At 49.4% G+C, this 15,171-nt stretch carries 12 protein-coding genes and 1 pseudogene; 4 read left to right on the top strand and 9 right to left on the bottom strand.

Annotated elements, in window-relative coordinates; genetic code table 11:
• Positions 1–297 precede the first annotated feature (297 nt).
• The 3 genes from E6C74_RS12650 to E6C74_RS12640 all read left to right on the top strand — a co-directional run bounded on the left by E6C74_RS12650 (position 298) and on the right by E6C74_RS12640 (position 2,948).
• Positions 298–933: a hypothetical protein gene (locus E6C74_RS12650; RefSeq protein WP_136485723.1), complete on the top strand. Its 636-nt coding sequence runs from the start codon at positions 298–300 to the stop codon at positions 931–933.
• A gap of 172 nt (positions 934–1,105) precedes the next feature.
• On the top strand, positions 1,106–1,894 hold the full coding sequence (locus E6C74_RS12645) for a lipase (protein WP_136485721.1): 789 nt from the start codon (positions 1,106–1,108) through the stop codon (positions 1,892–1,894).
• 259 nt (positions 1,895–2,153) lie between these two features.
• Positions 2,154–2,948, top strand: coding sequence for an EAL domain-containing protein (locus E6C74_RS12640; protein ID WP_136485719.1), 795 nt, complete (start codon positions 2,154–2,156; stop codon positions 2,946–2,948).
• 81 nt (positions 2,949–3,029) lie between these two features.
• Here the strand turns inward: E6C74_RS12640 and E6C74_RS12635 are convergent, their stop codons facing one another.
• The 5 genes and pseudogenes from E6C74_RS12635 to E6C74_RS12615 all read right to left on the bottom strand — a co-directional run bounded on the left by E6C74_RS12635 (position 3,030) and on the right by E6C74_RS12615 (position 9,149).
• The gene (locus E6C74_RS12635) at positions 3,030–3,776 is read right to left on the bottom strand and encodes a GGDEF domain-containing protein (protein WP_136485717.1); all 747 of its coding nucleotides are present in this window, start codon (positions 3,774–3,776) and stop codon (positions 3,030–3,032) included.
• 45 nt (positions 3,777–3,821) lie between these two features.
• Positions 3,822–4,148: a cupin domain-containing protein gene (locus tag E6C74_RS12630; protein ID WP_206208409.1), complete on the bottom strand. Its 327-nt coding sequence runs from the start codon at positions 4,146–4,148 to the stop codon at positions 3,822–3,824.
• Positions 4,149–4,391: 243 nt separating this feature from the next.
• Positions 4,392–6,700, bottom strand: a pseudogene (locus E6C74_RS12625) (FdhF/YdeP family oxidoreductase).
• A 13-nt stretch (positions 6,701–6,713) separates the two neighbouring features.
• Complete coding sequence (locus E6C74_RS12620; protein ID WP_136485713.1) at positions 6,714–7,598, bottom strand: formate dehydrogenase accessory sulfurtransferase FdhD; 885 nt, start codon at positions 7,596–7,598, stop codon at positions 6,714–6,716.
• A 423-nt stretch (positions 7,599–8,021) separates the two neighbouring features.
• Complete coding sequence (locus tag E6C74_RS12615) at positions 8,022–9,149, bottom strand: hybrid-cluster NAD(P)-dependent oxidoreductase (protein WP_136485711.1); 1,128 nt, start codon at positions 9,147–9,149, stop codon at positions 8,022–8,024.
• Positions 9,150–9,467: 318 nt separating this feature from the next.
• Between E6C74_RS12615 and E6C74_RS12610 the strand changes: the two genes are divergently transcribed.
• The gene (locus E6C74_RS12610; RefSeq protein WP_136485708.1) at positions 9,468–10,736 is read left to right on the top strand and encodes an aromatic ring-hydroxylating dioxygenase subunit alpha; all 1,269 of its coding nucleotides are present in this window, start codon (positions 9,468–9,470) and stop codon (positions 10,734–10,736) included.
• 406 nt (positions 10,737–11,142) lie between these two features.
• Here E6C74_RS12610 and E6C74_RS12605 read toward each other — a convergent pair whose 3' ends face one another.
• The 4 genes from E6C74_RS12605 to E6C74_RS12590 all read right to left on the bottom strand — a co-directional run bounded on the left by E6C74_RS12605 (position 11,143) and on the right by E6C74_RS12590 (position 15,169).
• Positions 11,143–11,391 carry a hypothetical protein gene (locus E6C74_RS12605; RefSeq protein WP_136485706.1) on the bottom strand — a complete coding sequence of 83 codons (249 nt, stop codon included), beginning with the start codon at positions 11,389–11,391 and terminating at the stop codon, positions 11,143–11,145.
• A 65-nt stretch (positions 11,392–11,456) separates the two neighbouring features.
• Positions 11,457–13,058, bottom strand: a complete 1,602-nt coding sequence (locus E6C74_RS12600) for a BCCT family transporter (protein WP_136485704.1) — start codon at positions 13,056–13,058, stop codon at positions 11,457–11,459.
• Positions 13,059–13,143: 85 nt separating this feature from the next.
• Positions 13,144–13,941 (bottom strand): electron transfer flavoprotein subunit beta, encoded by a 798-nt coding sequence (locus E6C74_RS12595; RefSeq protein WP_136485702.1) that lies wholly within the window; start codon positions 13,939–13,941, stop codon positions 13,144–13,146.
• Complete coding sequence (locus tag E6C74_RS12590; RefSeq protein WP_136485700.1) at positions 13,931–15,169, bottom strand: electron transfer flavoprotein subunit alpha/FixB family protein; 1,239 nt, start codon at positions 15,167–15,169, stop codon at positions 13,931–13,933. The genes E6C74_RS12595 and E6C74_RS12590 overlap by 11 nt, the downstream gene beginning before the upstream one ends.
• Positions 15,170–15,171 lie beyond the last annotated feature (2 nt).

Here is a 15,171-nt window from a genome sequence, read left to right as displayed (position 1 = left end):
TGACAAACAATGATAATGTGAAACTCTGTGTGCACATTTTTCGTTATGACGTGAGCGTCTTTATCAGGCGTCAGTATGATTTAAGGGAGCTGACCTTACGACACCAGAGTTGGCTTTTGGATGGCTCACTCATGGCACATAGCCCATCTGGAATAACAACGAGTCGGTCAATTATCAATCAAACGCTTTACAGCACAATGGATAAAGCGGCAAAAGATCAAGAAGTGATGGATTGTCACTATTGAATATACGGAACTGTGGTAGTCTAGCTGTGCTTTCGTAAAGGAGAACAACTACTTGTTACTGGACATTCTTACCCAAAGTGTCAATGAGTTCCAGACAGACTGTTTAAAGCTGTGTGAAAAGCACTACCCGACGATTCACAATCAGGGAATGAGTGAGCATCATCTGGGACTGGCCTTCGCGCGAAGGCTGGCACGCACCCTGACCGAATTCGGTCACCAGTGTGATTATGCGCCGATTGAGTCTGTACTCCAGACCGACCAGCCACATCACTACCGCATCAGCAGCGACGCAGGCACGGTCTGGGTTCTGACTCATCACATGGTCAGCGCAGGAAAAACCTGTCGTGACAAACTCATGCACGACATCATTCAGTGGAAACAGGAGTATGCTTTCGCCATTCAGCCAAATGATCTGCTGTTGCTGTTGACCGACCATTGGATAAGCCGCAGCCATCGCAGCCGGGAACTGCTGCACTGGTGGACGGGTCAACTGCCCGATGAAATAGACGAGTACAGCGCGCAGGGCATTACTTTATATGAGAGCGAATCACAACTGACCCAGGCTTTAGATCACCATTTCAATATCAGCCCCTGTTACGTAAAGTTTGGTCATCCTCTCAAGCGCTCAAATAATCAGCAACTGGTGAGAAAATATATCCAGCTATATGCAGTCCTACAATGGGCGTAACCGTGCGTTACGTCCTCAGGTGCCACGATTAGTATCCGTGTTTCTGTTAGCATTCTGTTTACTGTGAAGTCAGGTTTGCCCGTGAGACCGCCGCCCCGGAGGTGGCATCTTTCACACAAGTTTCACACTTGTCACGCATAGTGAGTCGAACTGTCATTATCGCCGAAGCAAAGTGAAAAGCCTCAAGCGCTATCAATATGAACGCTACGCCGTTCTGTGTAACCTTGCCTATCCACGGGTGTTCAAACAGACCAATTATGGGTTTGATCCGAACGGACAACGGATCATTTACAACCGGCACGGTAAAATCATGATGCGAGTGCTGTGGAGTAAGCGGGATGAAGAAGCGATTGTCGTCATCAAAGGTTCTCACTCTGTCGCAGACTGGTTACTTAACCTGGCCATGTGGAAAAAACACACCCGCCATTTAGGGCTCAACTATCCGATCCATGCCGGTTTTCATTATTTGATGTGTCAGGAAAGCCAGCCTGGCTATAACAAGGATAAACTCGGTCTGTCGGTATTTGAGCGTCTGCTCAGCTATGTGATCCCGCTGATAGAGCAAGGCAAACGGATAACCATAACCGGCCACTCTTCCGGTGGCGCCATCGGATGCGTTCTGGCGGATATGCTGGAAACCCGCTATCCGCTCTCGATCAAACGCATCGTCACCTTTGGTCAGCCCGCTATCGGCGGCTACCGTTTCTATCAACGCTATCAATTGGCCAATCGTACCTACCGGGTTTGCTGCGACCTCGATATTGTCACTTTTTTACCGCCGATTCCTTTGTACTACTGGCACGTCGGCAAGATGTTGTGGCTGCATAACGGCAAAATTTACGAAAACACCCCGACCTTTATCCGCCTCGGCCGTTCGCTGGTGTCGTGGTTAATCCGCCCGTTCTCATACCATTTAATGAGCCGTTATATCCGCAATAAAGATTTCTTCGACGAGCGGTAATTTCTTCGACAAACAGTGATTTCTTTGGCAAGCAGTAATTTCTTTGACAAACAGTAGCTATCTTGCGCTCCTGTCGTTTCATCAATTTATGTGTCATTTTCATAAAAATGCAACTAAGCAACTGTTTAATGATGAGTTATTAAACATTAACTGTTCAAAAGCAGTGAACGACACTCACAAACTAAACAACCGCCTAAGCCCTCCCTATGCTAGGCAAAACGAAGCGTGCGTGAGTAAGTAAGGATTCAAAAACAGCAGTATGATTAGCCCTAGCGATGCGCCACTTAAACAACACCTGTCCTACTGCGAAGACGGCCACTACATTGCGCATTATCGTCACATCACTTTACAAAGCGTCTTTCAGCCGATTGTGACCCGTCATAATCTGGTTATCGGGGTCGAAGCTCTGCTACGAATCTACCTGCCCGATGGCTCTGCTCTCAGACCGGATCTGTTTTTCCACTCTGAACGCGTTTCACTGGCTGATAAATTGAACATCGAATATCTGAGCCGCATGTTGCACCTCCACAACTTCGCTATATCGTCACACCGATCGGGCAATTTATTTTTGAATACCTTACCACTCAGCGGCTCATCCATTCAGCAACAGCAGCATCACAAAGATCTGACGCACAAGGTAAAGGGATTAGGACTGAGCCCCTCGCAGATAGTGATGGAATTCATTGAAGTCGATTCGGACAACGAGCAGCGTTTACAAACTACCGCTCAATGGCTGTCGAATCTCGGATATCAGATAGCGATCGATGACTTTGGTTGTAATGCATCAACAGCCGAACGCGTGGAACTGCTCAACCCGGACATGATCAAACTGGATAGGCAGTTACTGGTCGATTATATGGCGGGCATACAGTCGCCACTGCTGAGTGCCGTGCAAACCGCCCGGAACCATCATGCCATCGTCATAGCGGAAGGCATTGAAACAGAGCAACAATTTCAGGCAATGACTGCACTTGCTCTCTGTGGCTATCAGGGGTATTACCTTGGCCTGCCGGAAGCAATCAATCAGCGTATTGCACTTGCTGTTGGCCAGTAGGCTCCGTAATACCTTGACACACGACCGTCACTAAGTAAGTGAACAAAGCCAGCTGAAACACAAAAAATGCCTGAGCAGAAATCAGGCGTTTTGCTCAGGCAAAACCATTCCCTCGCCATCGTTATCGTTATCGCTAATTAGCTGAATATCATTTTTGCTGCGATGCTTAACCTGATACATCGCCATATCGGCATTTCGCAGAGCAGACGAAAACTGATGATTAGCGATTTGACAGTAATAAATACCAATACTGGCTTTAACCTGGACTTCCACATCAGGCGCCACAAAAACCGGCCGGGCCATCGATTCCAGGAGCTGCCGACCTTTAACCTGCAGTGCGGCAAGTGATTCAATCTCGTCTCCGTCAATCATAACCACAAACTCATCGCCGCCAAGACGCCCCAGACACGCCGTGGTCCCGAGCAGGCTTTGCATCCGCTGCGCTATTTCGCGCAGCAGTATATCGCCAGCCTGGTGCCCGAACTGGTCATTGACCGGCTTGAATTCATCCAAATCAATCAGCATAACGGCAATGGTATGACCGGGTCGGTTAAAGCGCAGTTTCATCTGGTCAAAACAGCGATCCAGGCCCCGTCGGTTGAATACACCGGTCAGGCTGTCTCGGGTCACAAACACTTCCAGTTGCCGTTTCGCCTGCTCCAGTTCTGTAGTGCGTTCCACGACCCGGGTCTCCAGCACTTTTTCTTGCTCAGTAAGGGTTTTCAGTAGTTCAGCTTGCGCGCGCTCTTTTTGTCGTTTCATATCGTTAAATTTTGCGGCCAAGGCAAAAGAGAGCAACAGCATCTCAACCACAGAGCCAATCTGCATACTAAATACAGTGAAAAAGTTAGATGGGATCAAACCGGTAAAGATTCACGACTCGACGGCCAGATAAAATACCGCCAGCCATACAGTGATTTCATCGGGGTCAGTATAAGCGACCCGATGACGAACATGAGCAGGAATATTGATGTAATCACCGGCACTTAACTCCTGCATACCACCATTTTCAAATTCGAGCCTGGCATGTCCGGACAGGACGATCACCCATTCATCTGCATCCTGATCGTACCAGCCTTGCGTGGGTGAAGTGTGGCCGTGAGAAACAATACGCTCAATACGCATATTTTGCCCGCGGCATAAGTTGGTAAATTGCTCTTCAGGTAGTTGGTCGGGAATATCTGCAAAAATGTTCATCAAGATCTCCAGATGCGGACTTCGAGTAGAAACCTTACTGAAAAGGCTGGCATTTACTCAGCATATACCCAAACTACCTGGAGTTACAGGTGGCGGTAAATGAGTGAATCCTCATGAGCATGATAGACGATGTGAATGCGGTGATTGGGGTGAACGAATGCAGCCAACACCGCTGCAGCTTCCAGTAGGAAGGGTGTCGCAGGAAAAATAAAACCCACGGTGAAGTGGGTTTTATCATCTGACGATTTACTGTGCGGTGGCCAGTAACGGCGCGACTTTGGTTGGTGTTATCAGCACTGCGATTGATTTTGAGGTCGGGGTATCACTGAAATCCCCCTTACTGTCGAGCGGAATCAACGCATTCGCTTCAGGGAAATAAGCCGCGACGTTACCTTGCGGAATGTTGTAAGCAACAATCTTGAAGCCAAAAATTTCCCGTTTGGTGTTGTCAGTCCACAAGGTTTGAACATCAACCAAGTCACCGGCTTTAAAGCCCTGTTGTTCAATGTCTTTCTCATTCATAAAGATAATATTACGTTCACCATATACGCCACGGTAACGGTCATTCATACCATACACTGTCGTGTTGTACTGATCGTGTGAACGCATGGTCTGCAACACGAATACCGGCTTCTTAGTCATTGCCGCCGTGTTTAACGGAACAATCGACTGCGGCAACGCATTGGTGCTGATTTGAGCTTTGCCACTCGGCGTTTTCCAGTTATGGTCACGAGCCGAGTTACCAAGATAGAACCCTCCCGGGCCTTCAATGCGCTGGTTGAAGTCCTGGAAACCGGGAATAACACGCTCAATCAGATCACGGATATTGTCGTAATTGTCCGCCATCGACTGCCAGTTTACCGGATTATTTTCACCCAGCGTAGCCTTAGCGATACCGGCGATGATCGCAGGCTCAGATCGCATCTGTTCGCCGGCCATATCCACACGACCTGATGATGCATGCACCATAGAGAACGAGTCCTCAACGGTCACTTTCTGCGGGCCAGCGGCTTGCATGTCGATATCCGTGCGGCCAGACAAGGCAGAATCAGAGAGTCTTTACCCGGATTAACGTGGCTGCGGTTAAGCTTGGTGGCAATATTTACCGTCAAATTGCTGTTACGCATCGCTTCGGCCACTCGGTCGGTGTCAGGAGCGGCAGCAACCAGGTTACCTCCCAGCCCAATAAAGACCTTGCTGTCACCACGATGTAATGCCTGCAAAGCATTAACAACATTGTGACCATGCTCTTTCGGTGGTACAAAGCCGAACACTTTTTCGATATTCTCCAGCAGCAACGCAGGTGGTTTCTCGTTAATCCCCACAGTGCGGTCACCCTGAACATTCGAGTGGCCGCGCACCGGACACAAACCTGCCCCGTTCTCGCCTAAATGACCAAACAGCAGTTGCAGATTCACCAGCTCCTGAATGGTCGCAACCGAATGCTTATGCTGGGTAACCCCCATGGCCCAGGTCACGATAACGCGCTTGGCTCCCTGATAAATATCAGCCGCCGCTTCGAGATCGTTCTGGGTCAGACCGGATTGCTCCAGGATCGTCTCCCATGGAGTCGCTTTTACCATTTCAAGATAAGCATCCATCCCTTCGGTATGCTGAGCGATGAAATCGAGATCAAACAAGGACTCGCCGCGGGTCTGGGCCTGTTCATGACGGGCCAGCAGGATCTTGACCAAACCGCGAACCACGGCCATATCACCGCCCAATTTAGGCATAAAATAGTGGCTGGTGGTCGGCGTTGAACCGTTACTCAGCATTTCAAACGGACTTTGCGGATTGGTAAAACGCTCCAGGCCACGCTCTTTGAGGTTATTGAATGCCACCACGCGAGCGCCACGCTTATACGCAGCGGCCAGGGTTTCCAGCATACGCGGGTGGTTCGTTCCCGGGTTTTGACCAAACAGGAAGATCGCATCGGCTTTTTCAAAGTCATCAATGGTTACGGTCCCTTTACCGATACCTATGGTGCGTGACAAAGCAACACCGGTCGCTTCATGACACATGTTGGAACAGTCCGGGAAATTATTGGTACCGAAACGTCGGGCAAATAACTGGTATAAGAAGGCGGCTTCGTTACTGGCACGACCTGAAGTGTAGAACTCAGCCTGGTTTGGGTCATCCAGGCTATTGAGATGGCGGGCAATTAACTCAAACGCTTCATCCCAGCTAACAGGTTCATAGTGATCGGTCTGCGCATTGTAGCGCATCGGCTCTGCCAGACGCCCCTGATATTCGAGGAAATAATCGCTCTGTTTATTGAGCCAGCTCACTGAATATTGCTGGAAGAAATCAGCGCCGACACGGCGCGAAGTCGCTTCCCAGTTGACCGCCTTAGCTCCGTTTTCACAGAAACGAAAGCGGCCCGGTTCATGTTTTTCTCCCCAGGCACATCCGGGACAGTCGAATCCGTGATCCTGGTTAGTCTTGAGCAAGTTAGAGATGTTTTTTGCGACGTTATTACTTTTAAACAGATGTTGCGCAGTACTTTTCAAAGCGCCCCATCCGCCGGCTGATCCTGTGTATTGTTTAATGCTCATAGTATTCTTCTCACTATTTCACTGACCGCAACCGGGTATGCCCGTGGTAAATATTGAACCGGTGGCGTTTGGTAAAGCCGATAAGTGTCATATCAAATTGGCGCGCCATATCAACCGCTAAACGTGACGGTGCGCCCACTGCCACTACCACAGCGATGCCCGCTATGGCAGCCTTTTGCATGAGTTCAAAGCTGACCCGACCACTCAAAACCAGAATCCCCTGCGGCTGCAACAGCTGTTGATGCATCAGTCTGCCGATCAGTTTATCCACCGCATTATGTCTGCCGACATCTTCAGCGACAGCAATCAGCTTACCGTCAGCGAAGTAACCGGCACCATGCACCGCGCCTGTTGCCGCAAATAAAGGCTGCTGAGCAGACAGTAATTCCGGCATGGCGCTAACCGTGGCAACATCAAGCCATTCAACGCTGTTGTCTACGCTGATTTCTCTTTGCAGACTGAGCGCCCGCATTGAAGTTACCCCGCAAACACCACAACTCGACTGGCTGATATAACGCCGGGTCTGATTATCCATCGCGTGAGCCTGAGCATGATCCAGCGTCACTAACCAGTGATTTTCAGCATTACACGCCTCATCATCGGCCAGCTCGAGCGCCAGAATCTGATCAAAATGCATAATCACCTGCTGTGAGTACAGCAGACCACGGATTAAATGAGCGTCGTCACCCGGCGTGCGCATAGTGACACTCCACTCTTCACTATGCCGTTTTTTCGAGTCAGGATCCTGCCACTGCAAACTGATCTGCAATGGTTCTTCGATAGCAAGAGGATCGTGTTCGATGTGCAGTCCGGTTTCATGATCGAAACGCTGGCGATAAACACGACTTATTCCATCCGACGATGTGCAACGAGATGAATTGGCAGTTTTTTCCGGCATGATTCTAATTACTGGTCAACGTCCTTTAACCATAGTCCGTAGGTAACCATCGTCCTCAGGTAACTATAGTCCGCAGGTTGCTGTCGATAAACTCTAAACACGAATCCCCGGACAAAACAATCAGGTATTCATACCCGTGAACTAATGGTTAATGGACTAAATGGTTAAGAGCGAGAACTGTATATGACACAGATAGCTGAAATTACTCTTCACCCTAAATCGGGTCAAGTCACCCATATTCTGCGATCATGTTGTTTTATATTAATATTTCACGTTATTTTAGCTATATCGGTGCAGATTGCGTCACATTAGCACTAAGTATGCAAGAAAGGTCATAATTATAAATTAACATTTCATTATTGAAACACCCAGCTACATTGCTGCAACCGGGTGTTTATCATGACTCAGTGTCTATGACTTTGCTTAGTATTCAACAACAACGTTGTCGTTTGGAATACTACAGCAAGACAAGATGTATCCGTCTTCGACATCCTCATCGGTGATACCACCGTTGTGGGCCATTTCGACGCTACCACTGACCTTTTTAACTTTACAGGTACCACAGATACCCATACCACACGCTTTCGGGATAGTAAGACCCGCTTTAGCGGCAGCTGCGTGAACCGTTTCACCCGGGGCGATTTGTACACATTTGTCGCTATTAGTAAACACGACTTCAATCATGTCACTTGGCAGAATAGCATCCGCCTCTTCAGCCGCCATTTCTGCATCGTGAACAACCTGCTCTTCGACGGCCTCAGGAGTTGGACCGAACGCTTCTTCATGGTAGCGATCCATGTCAAAACCCAGGTTTTCCAGCATGCTCTTGACCGCTCTCATGTACGGTGTCGGACCACAACAGAACACTTCGCGCTCCATAAAATCCGGAGCCATCATCTTCAGTTTTGCTTCATCAAGATAACCGCGGTAACCCGACCAGTTTTGGCCAGATTCCAGACGCTCACAAATCAAATGCAAATGGAAGTTAGAGATACGAGATGACATGAACTCCAGTTCACGATGGAAGATCAGGTCACGTGGAGTACGTGCACTGTGTACGAAAGCAACATCAACATCGGTATTGGTGTCGTAAGCCCAGCGAGCCATCGACATCAAAGGGGTAATACCAACACCACCAGATAGAAGCAGAACTTTTTCTGACGGGAAATCAATACTGTTAAACGCACCAACCGGACCATGCACTGCAAGCTCAGTGCCCACATCCATGTTGTCATGAATCCAGTTTGAAACGAAACCACCCGGAACACGTTTTACTGTGATTGAGAAGCTGTAAGGTACGGATGGCGAACTGGAGATCGTATAAGAGCGGAAGATTTGCTCTCCGCCAATCTCTAATTCCAGCGTCACGAACTGACCTGGTTTGAAGAAGAACATAATTGGCTGTTCAGCCATGAAACAGAAGGTTTTAGTATCCCACGTCTCCTGAATCGTCTTTACACACCTGACGACGTGTCGGCCGTTGCTCCAAGTCTGTGTCGTAACGGGTATAAAAGCGCCATTGGTGGCGAGTGCATTATTCGTAGTAGTCATGTCCGGCATCTCCGCAACGGTTTGAATAGTTATTATCCCTCCTTGGGGTTGGCTGTATTGTTTAGCCATAACGTAATAGGCAGTTATCCGTTTACGACACTGGGTTGTCTAAAAAAGTCACCAATTTCGGCTTTTTTTCAGGCTTGTCTCAAACAGCATCATTTAATGTCGTGAATAGACTATTGCTGGTTTTTACATTGATGCAGGATACGGTCAGACACATACTCGCTCCCTGTTGTTTTGGGCTGGAGTTGGGTCATTAGCAAGGAAGCCCTACTCGGGCGTATTACCCACAATTCCGAGAAGAAGACAGTAGCAATGACACAAAACGACTTATTAAATATCAGCTACGCGAACCTGGACATGGCTCGCACTGAAATGACCAAGCTACTGAGTGACCGTAAACCGGATTACTCACTCCCACGTCCGTTGTATAACGACCCGTTCTTGTTCCGTATTGATGTTGAAGAAATCTTCCACAAAGAGTGGCTGTTTGTCGGTATGACAAGCGAAATTCCAGGAAAAGGCGATTACTTCACCGTTGAAATTGCTCAAAGCCCAGTTCTGATTGTGCGTGATGCTGATGGTTCAGTAAACGCCTTCCATAACTCGTGTCGTCACCGTGGTTCTCGTATCTGTACAGAACACCGCGGCAAAGTTGCCAACTTGGTATGTCCTTACCACCAATGGACTTACAATACCAAAGGTAACCTTCTGTACGCAGGTACAGAAATGGGCGACGACTTTAACATCGGCGACCACAAACTGCGTTCAGTTCACTGTAAAACCGCAGGCGGCTTCATCTTCGTTTGTCTGGGCGAAAACGCTCCGGATTCAGACTTCGATGAATTCCTGGCAACGCTTGACGAATACATGGCTCCTTACGACGTTGAAAACACCAAACTGGCTGTTGAGTCTAACATGTATGAAAAAGCGAACTGGAAACTGGTTCTCGAGAATAATCGCGAATGTTACCACTGTGCCGGTAGCCACCCTGAGCTGCTGAACACACTGCTGGAGTGGGATGACACGACTGACCCACGAGCATCTCAAGAGTTCCTTGACTACTGTGCCCGCATGGCTAAAGAGTGGGATGACGAAAACATTCCGCACGAGCATAAAAACTTTGGTAAACGCAACCGTTTGGTCCGTATGCCACTGAAAGAAGGCACTCAAGTCATGACCATCGACGGCTCTCAGGGTAGTGCTAAGACCCTGGGTCGTATCCAGAACCGTCACCTTGGTTCACTGCGTATTCTGCACCTTCCTAACTCATGGAACCACATGCAGAGCGACCACTTCATCGTATTCCGCGTACTGCCTATCTCTGCTCAGGAATCTATGGTTACCACCAAATGGTTCGTGCATAAAGATGCAGTAGAAGGCGTGGATTACGATCCAGAGCGTCTGCGCCAGGTTTGGGATGCAACCAATGACCAGGACCGTATTCTGGGCGAAGAAAACCAACGTGGTATCAACTCTCTGAGTTACCAGCCAGGTCCTTACTCGAAAACTTACGAGTTTGGCGTTATCGACTTCCTGAACTGGTATTCAGACCGCATCCTGACCAACCTGGATGGCAAATAAACCTAGCTTGTCAGGATAATATTGAGGCCTCGCTATGCGAGGCCTTGTTTTATCTGCAGCTTTTTAAAGCCCGCCAAAACCAGCAGCACAGACACCCAACTATATGCCCCAGCTCTGTTCCCTCAGCGCTATTTACTCAAGGTTATCACTGGATAAAAAACAGTTGTGGCGTGTTTTACAAGGTCACGGTTGATAAGGAAATGGGATGAGGGGAAAGAACGACATAAAGCGACGTGGCAGAAAACAGGTATGAGCGCAAAGTCTCGAAAACCGTCACGTAACCAACAGGCAGAAGTGAACGGCGAACGTTAGTCACTAAAAAGCCACGCTCTCAGACAAGAACGTGGCTTAACTTTCCGTACAGCGTCTATTCGCTGGCAATAGTGTATTAGCAAGCAAAAAGGTATTAGCTGGCCATCGGCAATTTACGACTCCAAAGGATAATATTCTCGACGTCAGGCAACAGGATGCCATCTTCTTCAATATCGTCGATCGTTTGCCAAAATTCGCGTGAGTCTTTTTCACTGGCTTCATTCAGCCATTGCTCAATACGGGAAGTAACGTACTCAAAGTCACGTCGTTCATCTGTGGTAATTCCTAGTCTGGTCATCACCAACATAAAATCATCCATATCGATCAGTTCTGCATACATCATTGATTTTTCTCTCCCTGGTGAATCAAAAGCTGGCCTTGCGGCCAGCCTAATTAAGTTATAACAGTTTAGTACAGGTGTTTTTCTGTACACAGGCCACGGTACAAGCTCCAGCACATAATGATCAGTACGACAGTAAACGGTAACCCTGTTGTGATAGCGCCGGCCTGCAATGCCGTTAACGCCTCAGAACCGCCACCCAGCAACAGTGCTATTGCAATCACCCCTTCCAGAGATGCCCACAACACTCGCTGCGCAACCGGTACATCGGTTTTACCGCCAGCGGTAATACTGTCGATGACTAATGAACCTGAGTCAGATGAGGTCACGAAGAACAACAGAACCAATACAATCGCCATTACTGATAATAACGTTGTTAACGGTAAGTTATCAAACATCTGGAACATAGCTTGTGACACATCTGAAATACCATTCGACAGTTCACCGACTCCATGAGTCACCTGGTCGAGTGCAGCCCCACCCATCACGCCCATCCAGATAACGGTCAACAGGGTTGGGACCAGCAGTACCGCAGTAATGAACTCACGCACAGTACGACCTTTAGACACGCGGGCAATGAACATACCGACAAATGGTGACCATGAAACCCACCAAGCCCAGTAGAACACCGTCCAGCCATGGAACCAGGTATCATCTTCACGACCAATCCAGTTCGATAGCGGCAGGAAGTTATCTGCGTAACCGGTGACGATAGTGCCGATAGTGTCGCCGATAGCCAGTGTCGGGCCGATCGCGATCAGCAGAGCAATCAAAGCAACCGCAAGTAACATATTCATGTTACTCAGGATTTTGATGCCACCGTCCAATCCGCGTGATACCGAAATAATGGCTATCAGGGTAACCACAACGATGAAGCCTATCTGGAGTTCAATACTGTTTTCGGTCCCCATCAGGTAGCTCAGACCGCCAGCGGCTTGCTGCGCACCCAGGCCCAATGATGTCGCCAGACCGAAAATCGTCGCCAGAACCGCCAGGATATCGATAAAGTTACCGATAGGTCCCCAGCAACGCTCACCCAGAATTGGGTAAAATACCGAGCGGATGGTTAAAGGCAGCCCTTTGTTATAAGCAAAAAACGCCAAAGCCAGACCGACTACAGCGTAAATCGCCCAAGGATGCAGACCCCAGTGGTACATAGTTGCACTCAGAGCCAGCTCTTTACCCTGCTCTGTCAGTGGTGCGGCGTTCAGCGGCGTACCGTACCAATCGGTGTAGTAAGCAACCGGTTCCGCCACACTCCAGAACATCAGGCCAATACCCATACCGGCAGCAAACAGCATGCTGAACCAGGAAAGTGTAGAAAACTCCGGACGAGCATCCACACCACCGATACGGATTTTGCCGACAGGTAAAACCAGTAGTGCCAGACAAAACACGACAAACAGGTTACAACCAACCATGAACAACCAGTCAAAGTTCTCGATTGACCAGTTGCGTGCCACAGTCAGCACGTCTTTTGCGCCTTCCGGGAAAGCAAGTGTCAGAATAATGAACAGCAAAATTAATCCGACACTGATACCAAACACCGGGTTGTGAATATCCATTCCCCAGATCTTCACATTGTCCTGGCCCGCGCAGTAGTCAGTGTCATATTTGACACGCGACACACTAGCGCGGCCCTTAGGTGCAGAGCCTGCTATTGTTTTCATTCGATCCCTCTTTGAATTTAATCAATCTTCTAAACACGCCCAAAGGCCAATTCATTCGGTACTTCCTGTGACCGCGAATGAACCGTTATTTTTGGCGTATAACACCTTCTTCTAACAGTAGGTCGAAGACCGCCTTCGCCATTTCACTGACAGGCTGATCTTTCATAACCTGACCGCCTGAAGAGGCCGCTTTTGCAGTCGCCGCTTTAAAGCGGTCCGCTGCTGTTTTTGCTTTTACGACTTTCATTCGTTTAGCTTTAGGTTTAGCGGGAGTTTCCTCCCAACTGATTCGCTCTTCATCAATCGTGTTTGCAGTGCTGTTGCTGACATCGATTTCTGCACGACGGGCAATACCAAATGCACTTTGTCGTGGCGCTTTAGCGGCAACATCCACTGTTGCAACAAAAGGTAACGTCACTTTAAGCGCACGGCGCTGACCTCGCGGCAGTGCCTGCAGCACTTCCGCGATTCCGTCTTCAACTTTGATGATTTCCGCAATGCCGGTTACAACCGGACACTGCAGACGCTGAGCCAGAATGAAAGGCAACAAACCGGATGATTCACCACTTTCAGCGCGCGTTCCTGTCAACAGGATGTCGGGCATGTTGTCGGTAAAATATTCGGTCAGAGTATCAATGGCATCAGCGTTAGATTCCTGAGCCAGTACGCGGATTTGGCTTAGACCCATGCCGCTGTAGTAACCCAGCGCGGGATCGCGCGGGTCACCAGCATGGATGACTTCCAGTTTGCTGTTCGCCAGATTCATCGCCAGCTCAACAGCTCTCGAGTCAGTCATGGCCCGACGTGCGCGACCGGAATCAGGATGCGCACCAATCGAAACCAGAGTGCTGATATTTAATGATTCAGAAGTTCTAAGCTGCATCCTTCAACTCCTCCTTTTGGTAGTTCTCCATCAGCGTGATCAGTTCTGCCAGCAGTTCGTTACTGTCGACAATCACGCTCAAGTCAGCGCGTTTGACCATGTCACAGCCAGAGTCTGTGTTGACCGCAATCACTTTTTCACAGCCACCGATACCCTGCAGGTGCTGTACTGCACCGCTGATACCTACCGCGACATACACACGGGCAGTCACCCAGCTACCGGTTGCACCAACCTGACGGCTACGTGGCATAAAGCCATCATCGACCGCCACGCGGCTGGCGCCTTCTGTTGCACCGAGCACTTCGGCTGCTTTATGGAACTGCTCCCAATCGTGGATACCGTTACCCGCCGACAGAATGAATTCCGCTTCGCCCAGAGGAACCGCCTGCGGATCAACCGCGATCGGACCAAGGTCTTCGATTTGCGCCTTGAGCTTAAGATCAGCGCTGAATTCCACAGCCTGAGCTTCGTGACGCGTTTCGTCGATTTGAGCCGCACACTCTTCAGCCAGGAGCAGAAGGCGTGGTGTTTTACGTTTAATATCGCGACGGCCACCGGCTGCACGGCAAACACTTTCTTCACTGTTGACCTGCCACGCCTGAGTAGCCGGACGTTCGTGAATCAGTGCGGCAAGGCGCGCGCCCAGTTCAAAACCGCCGGCAATGCTGTCCGGGAACAACCAATGTTTTGGCGCAAACTGACCATCAATCTGAGCCAGTACATCAGCCTTCAGCTCCGGACAGTAAGCGTCGAAACGTTCATCATCCAGATGCAGAAGACGATCAGCACCCGCCGTGTCGAACTGAGTCTCACGATGTGAGCCCAGGACAACCGCCATCACTGCGCCATTACCACCATGTTGTTTCACCAACTGGTGCGCCTGTCCCAGAACATCACGATCATGACTCGAGAGACGACCACCAGCCATATCCGGCACCACCAGAACGTAAAAGTCCGGGTTAGCCACCTGATGCAGTGGCAGCTCAACCTCTTGAGCAGCGCCTTTACTGCGAGCGCCCATAGCTGACACATTGGTACCGTTCAGGCGGTCAATACGTTTGATGCCATTCGGGCCGATAAATCCTACCCGGTGCGGGTAGCGGCGAATCAGGCCGCTCGGTCCGCGTTCTTCGGTCGGTAAAGTAATGTAACTGTCGTGCTGGGGATGCAGTCGGTTGCGCATAATCCATTCTGCACGACGGTCACGTCGGACAATAAATTCACTCATGC

Source organism: Vibrio sp. H11 (assembly GCF_004804295.1).
Taxonomy (GTDB): Bacteria; Pseudomonadota; Gammaproteobacteria; order Enterobacterales; family Vibrionaceae; genus Vibrio; species Vibrio ostreae.
The sequence above is the reverse complement of the archived record's forward strand: the minus strand, read 5'-3'. Positions and strand labels throughout refer to the sequence as shown.

Bases quoted from the DNA above. Each gene is read 5' to 3' on its own strand.
- E6C74_RS12640 (WP_136485719.1), top strand. From the start codon at position 2,154: ATGATTAGCCCTAGCGATGCGCCACTTAAACAACACCTGTCCTACTGC.
- E6C74_RS12635 (WP_136485717.1), bottom strand. From the start codon at position 3,776: ATGCAGATTGGCTCTGTGGTTGAGATGCTGTTGCTCTCTTTTGCCTTG.
- E6C74_RS12620 (WP_136485713.1), bottom strand. From the start codon at position 7,598: ATGCCGGAAAAAACTGCCAATTCATCTCGTTGCACATCGTCGGATGGA.
- E6C74_RS12615 (WP_136485711.1), bottom strand. From the start codon at position 9,149: ATGACTACTACGAATAATGCACTCGCCACCAATGGCGCTTTTATACCC.
- E6C74_RS12610 (WP_136485708.1), top strand. From the start codon at position 9,468: ATGACACAAAACGACTTATTAAATATCAGCTACGCGAACCTGGACATG.
- E6C74_RS12605 (WP_136485706.1), bottom strand. From the start codon at position 11,391: ATGATGTATGCAGAACTGATCGATATGGATGATTTTATGTTGGTGATG.
- E6C74_RS12600 (WP_136485704.1), bottom strand. From the start codon at position 13,058: ATGAAAACAATAGCAGGCTCTGCACCTAAGGGCCGCGCTAGTGTGTCG.
- E6C74_RS12595 (WP_136485702.1), bottom strand. From the start codon at position 13,941: ATGCAGCTTAGAACTTCTGAATCATTAAATATCAGCACTCTGGTTTCG.
- E6C74_RS12590 (WP_136485700.1), bottom strand. From the start codon at position 15,169: ATGAGTGAATTTATTGTCCGACGTGACCGTCGTGCAGAATGGATTATG.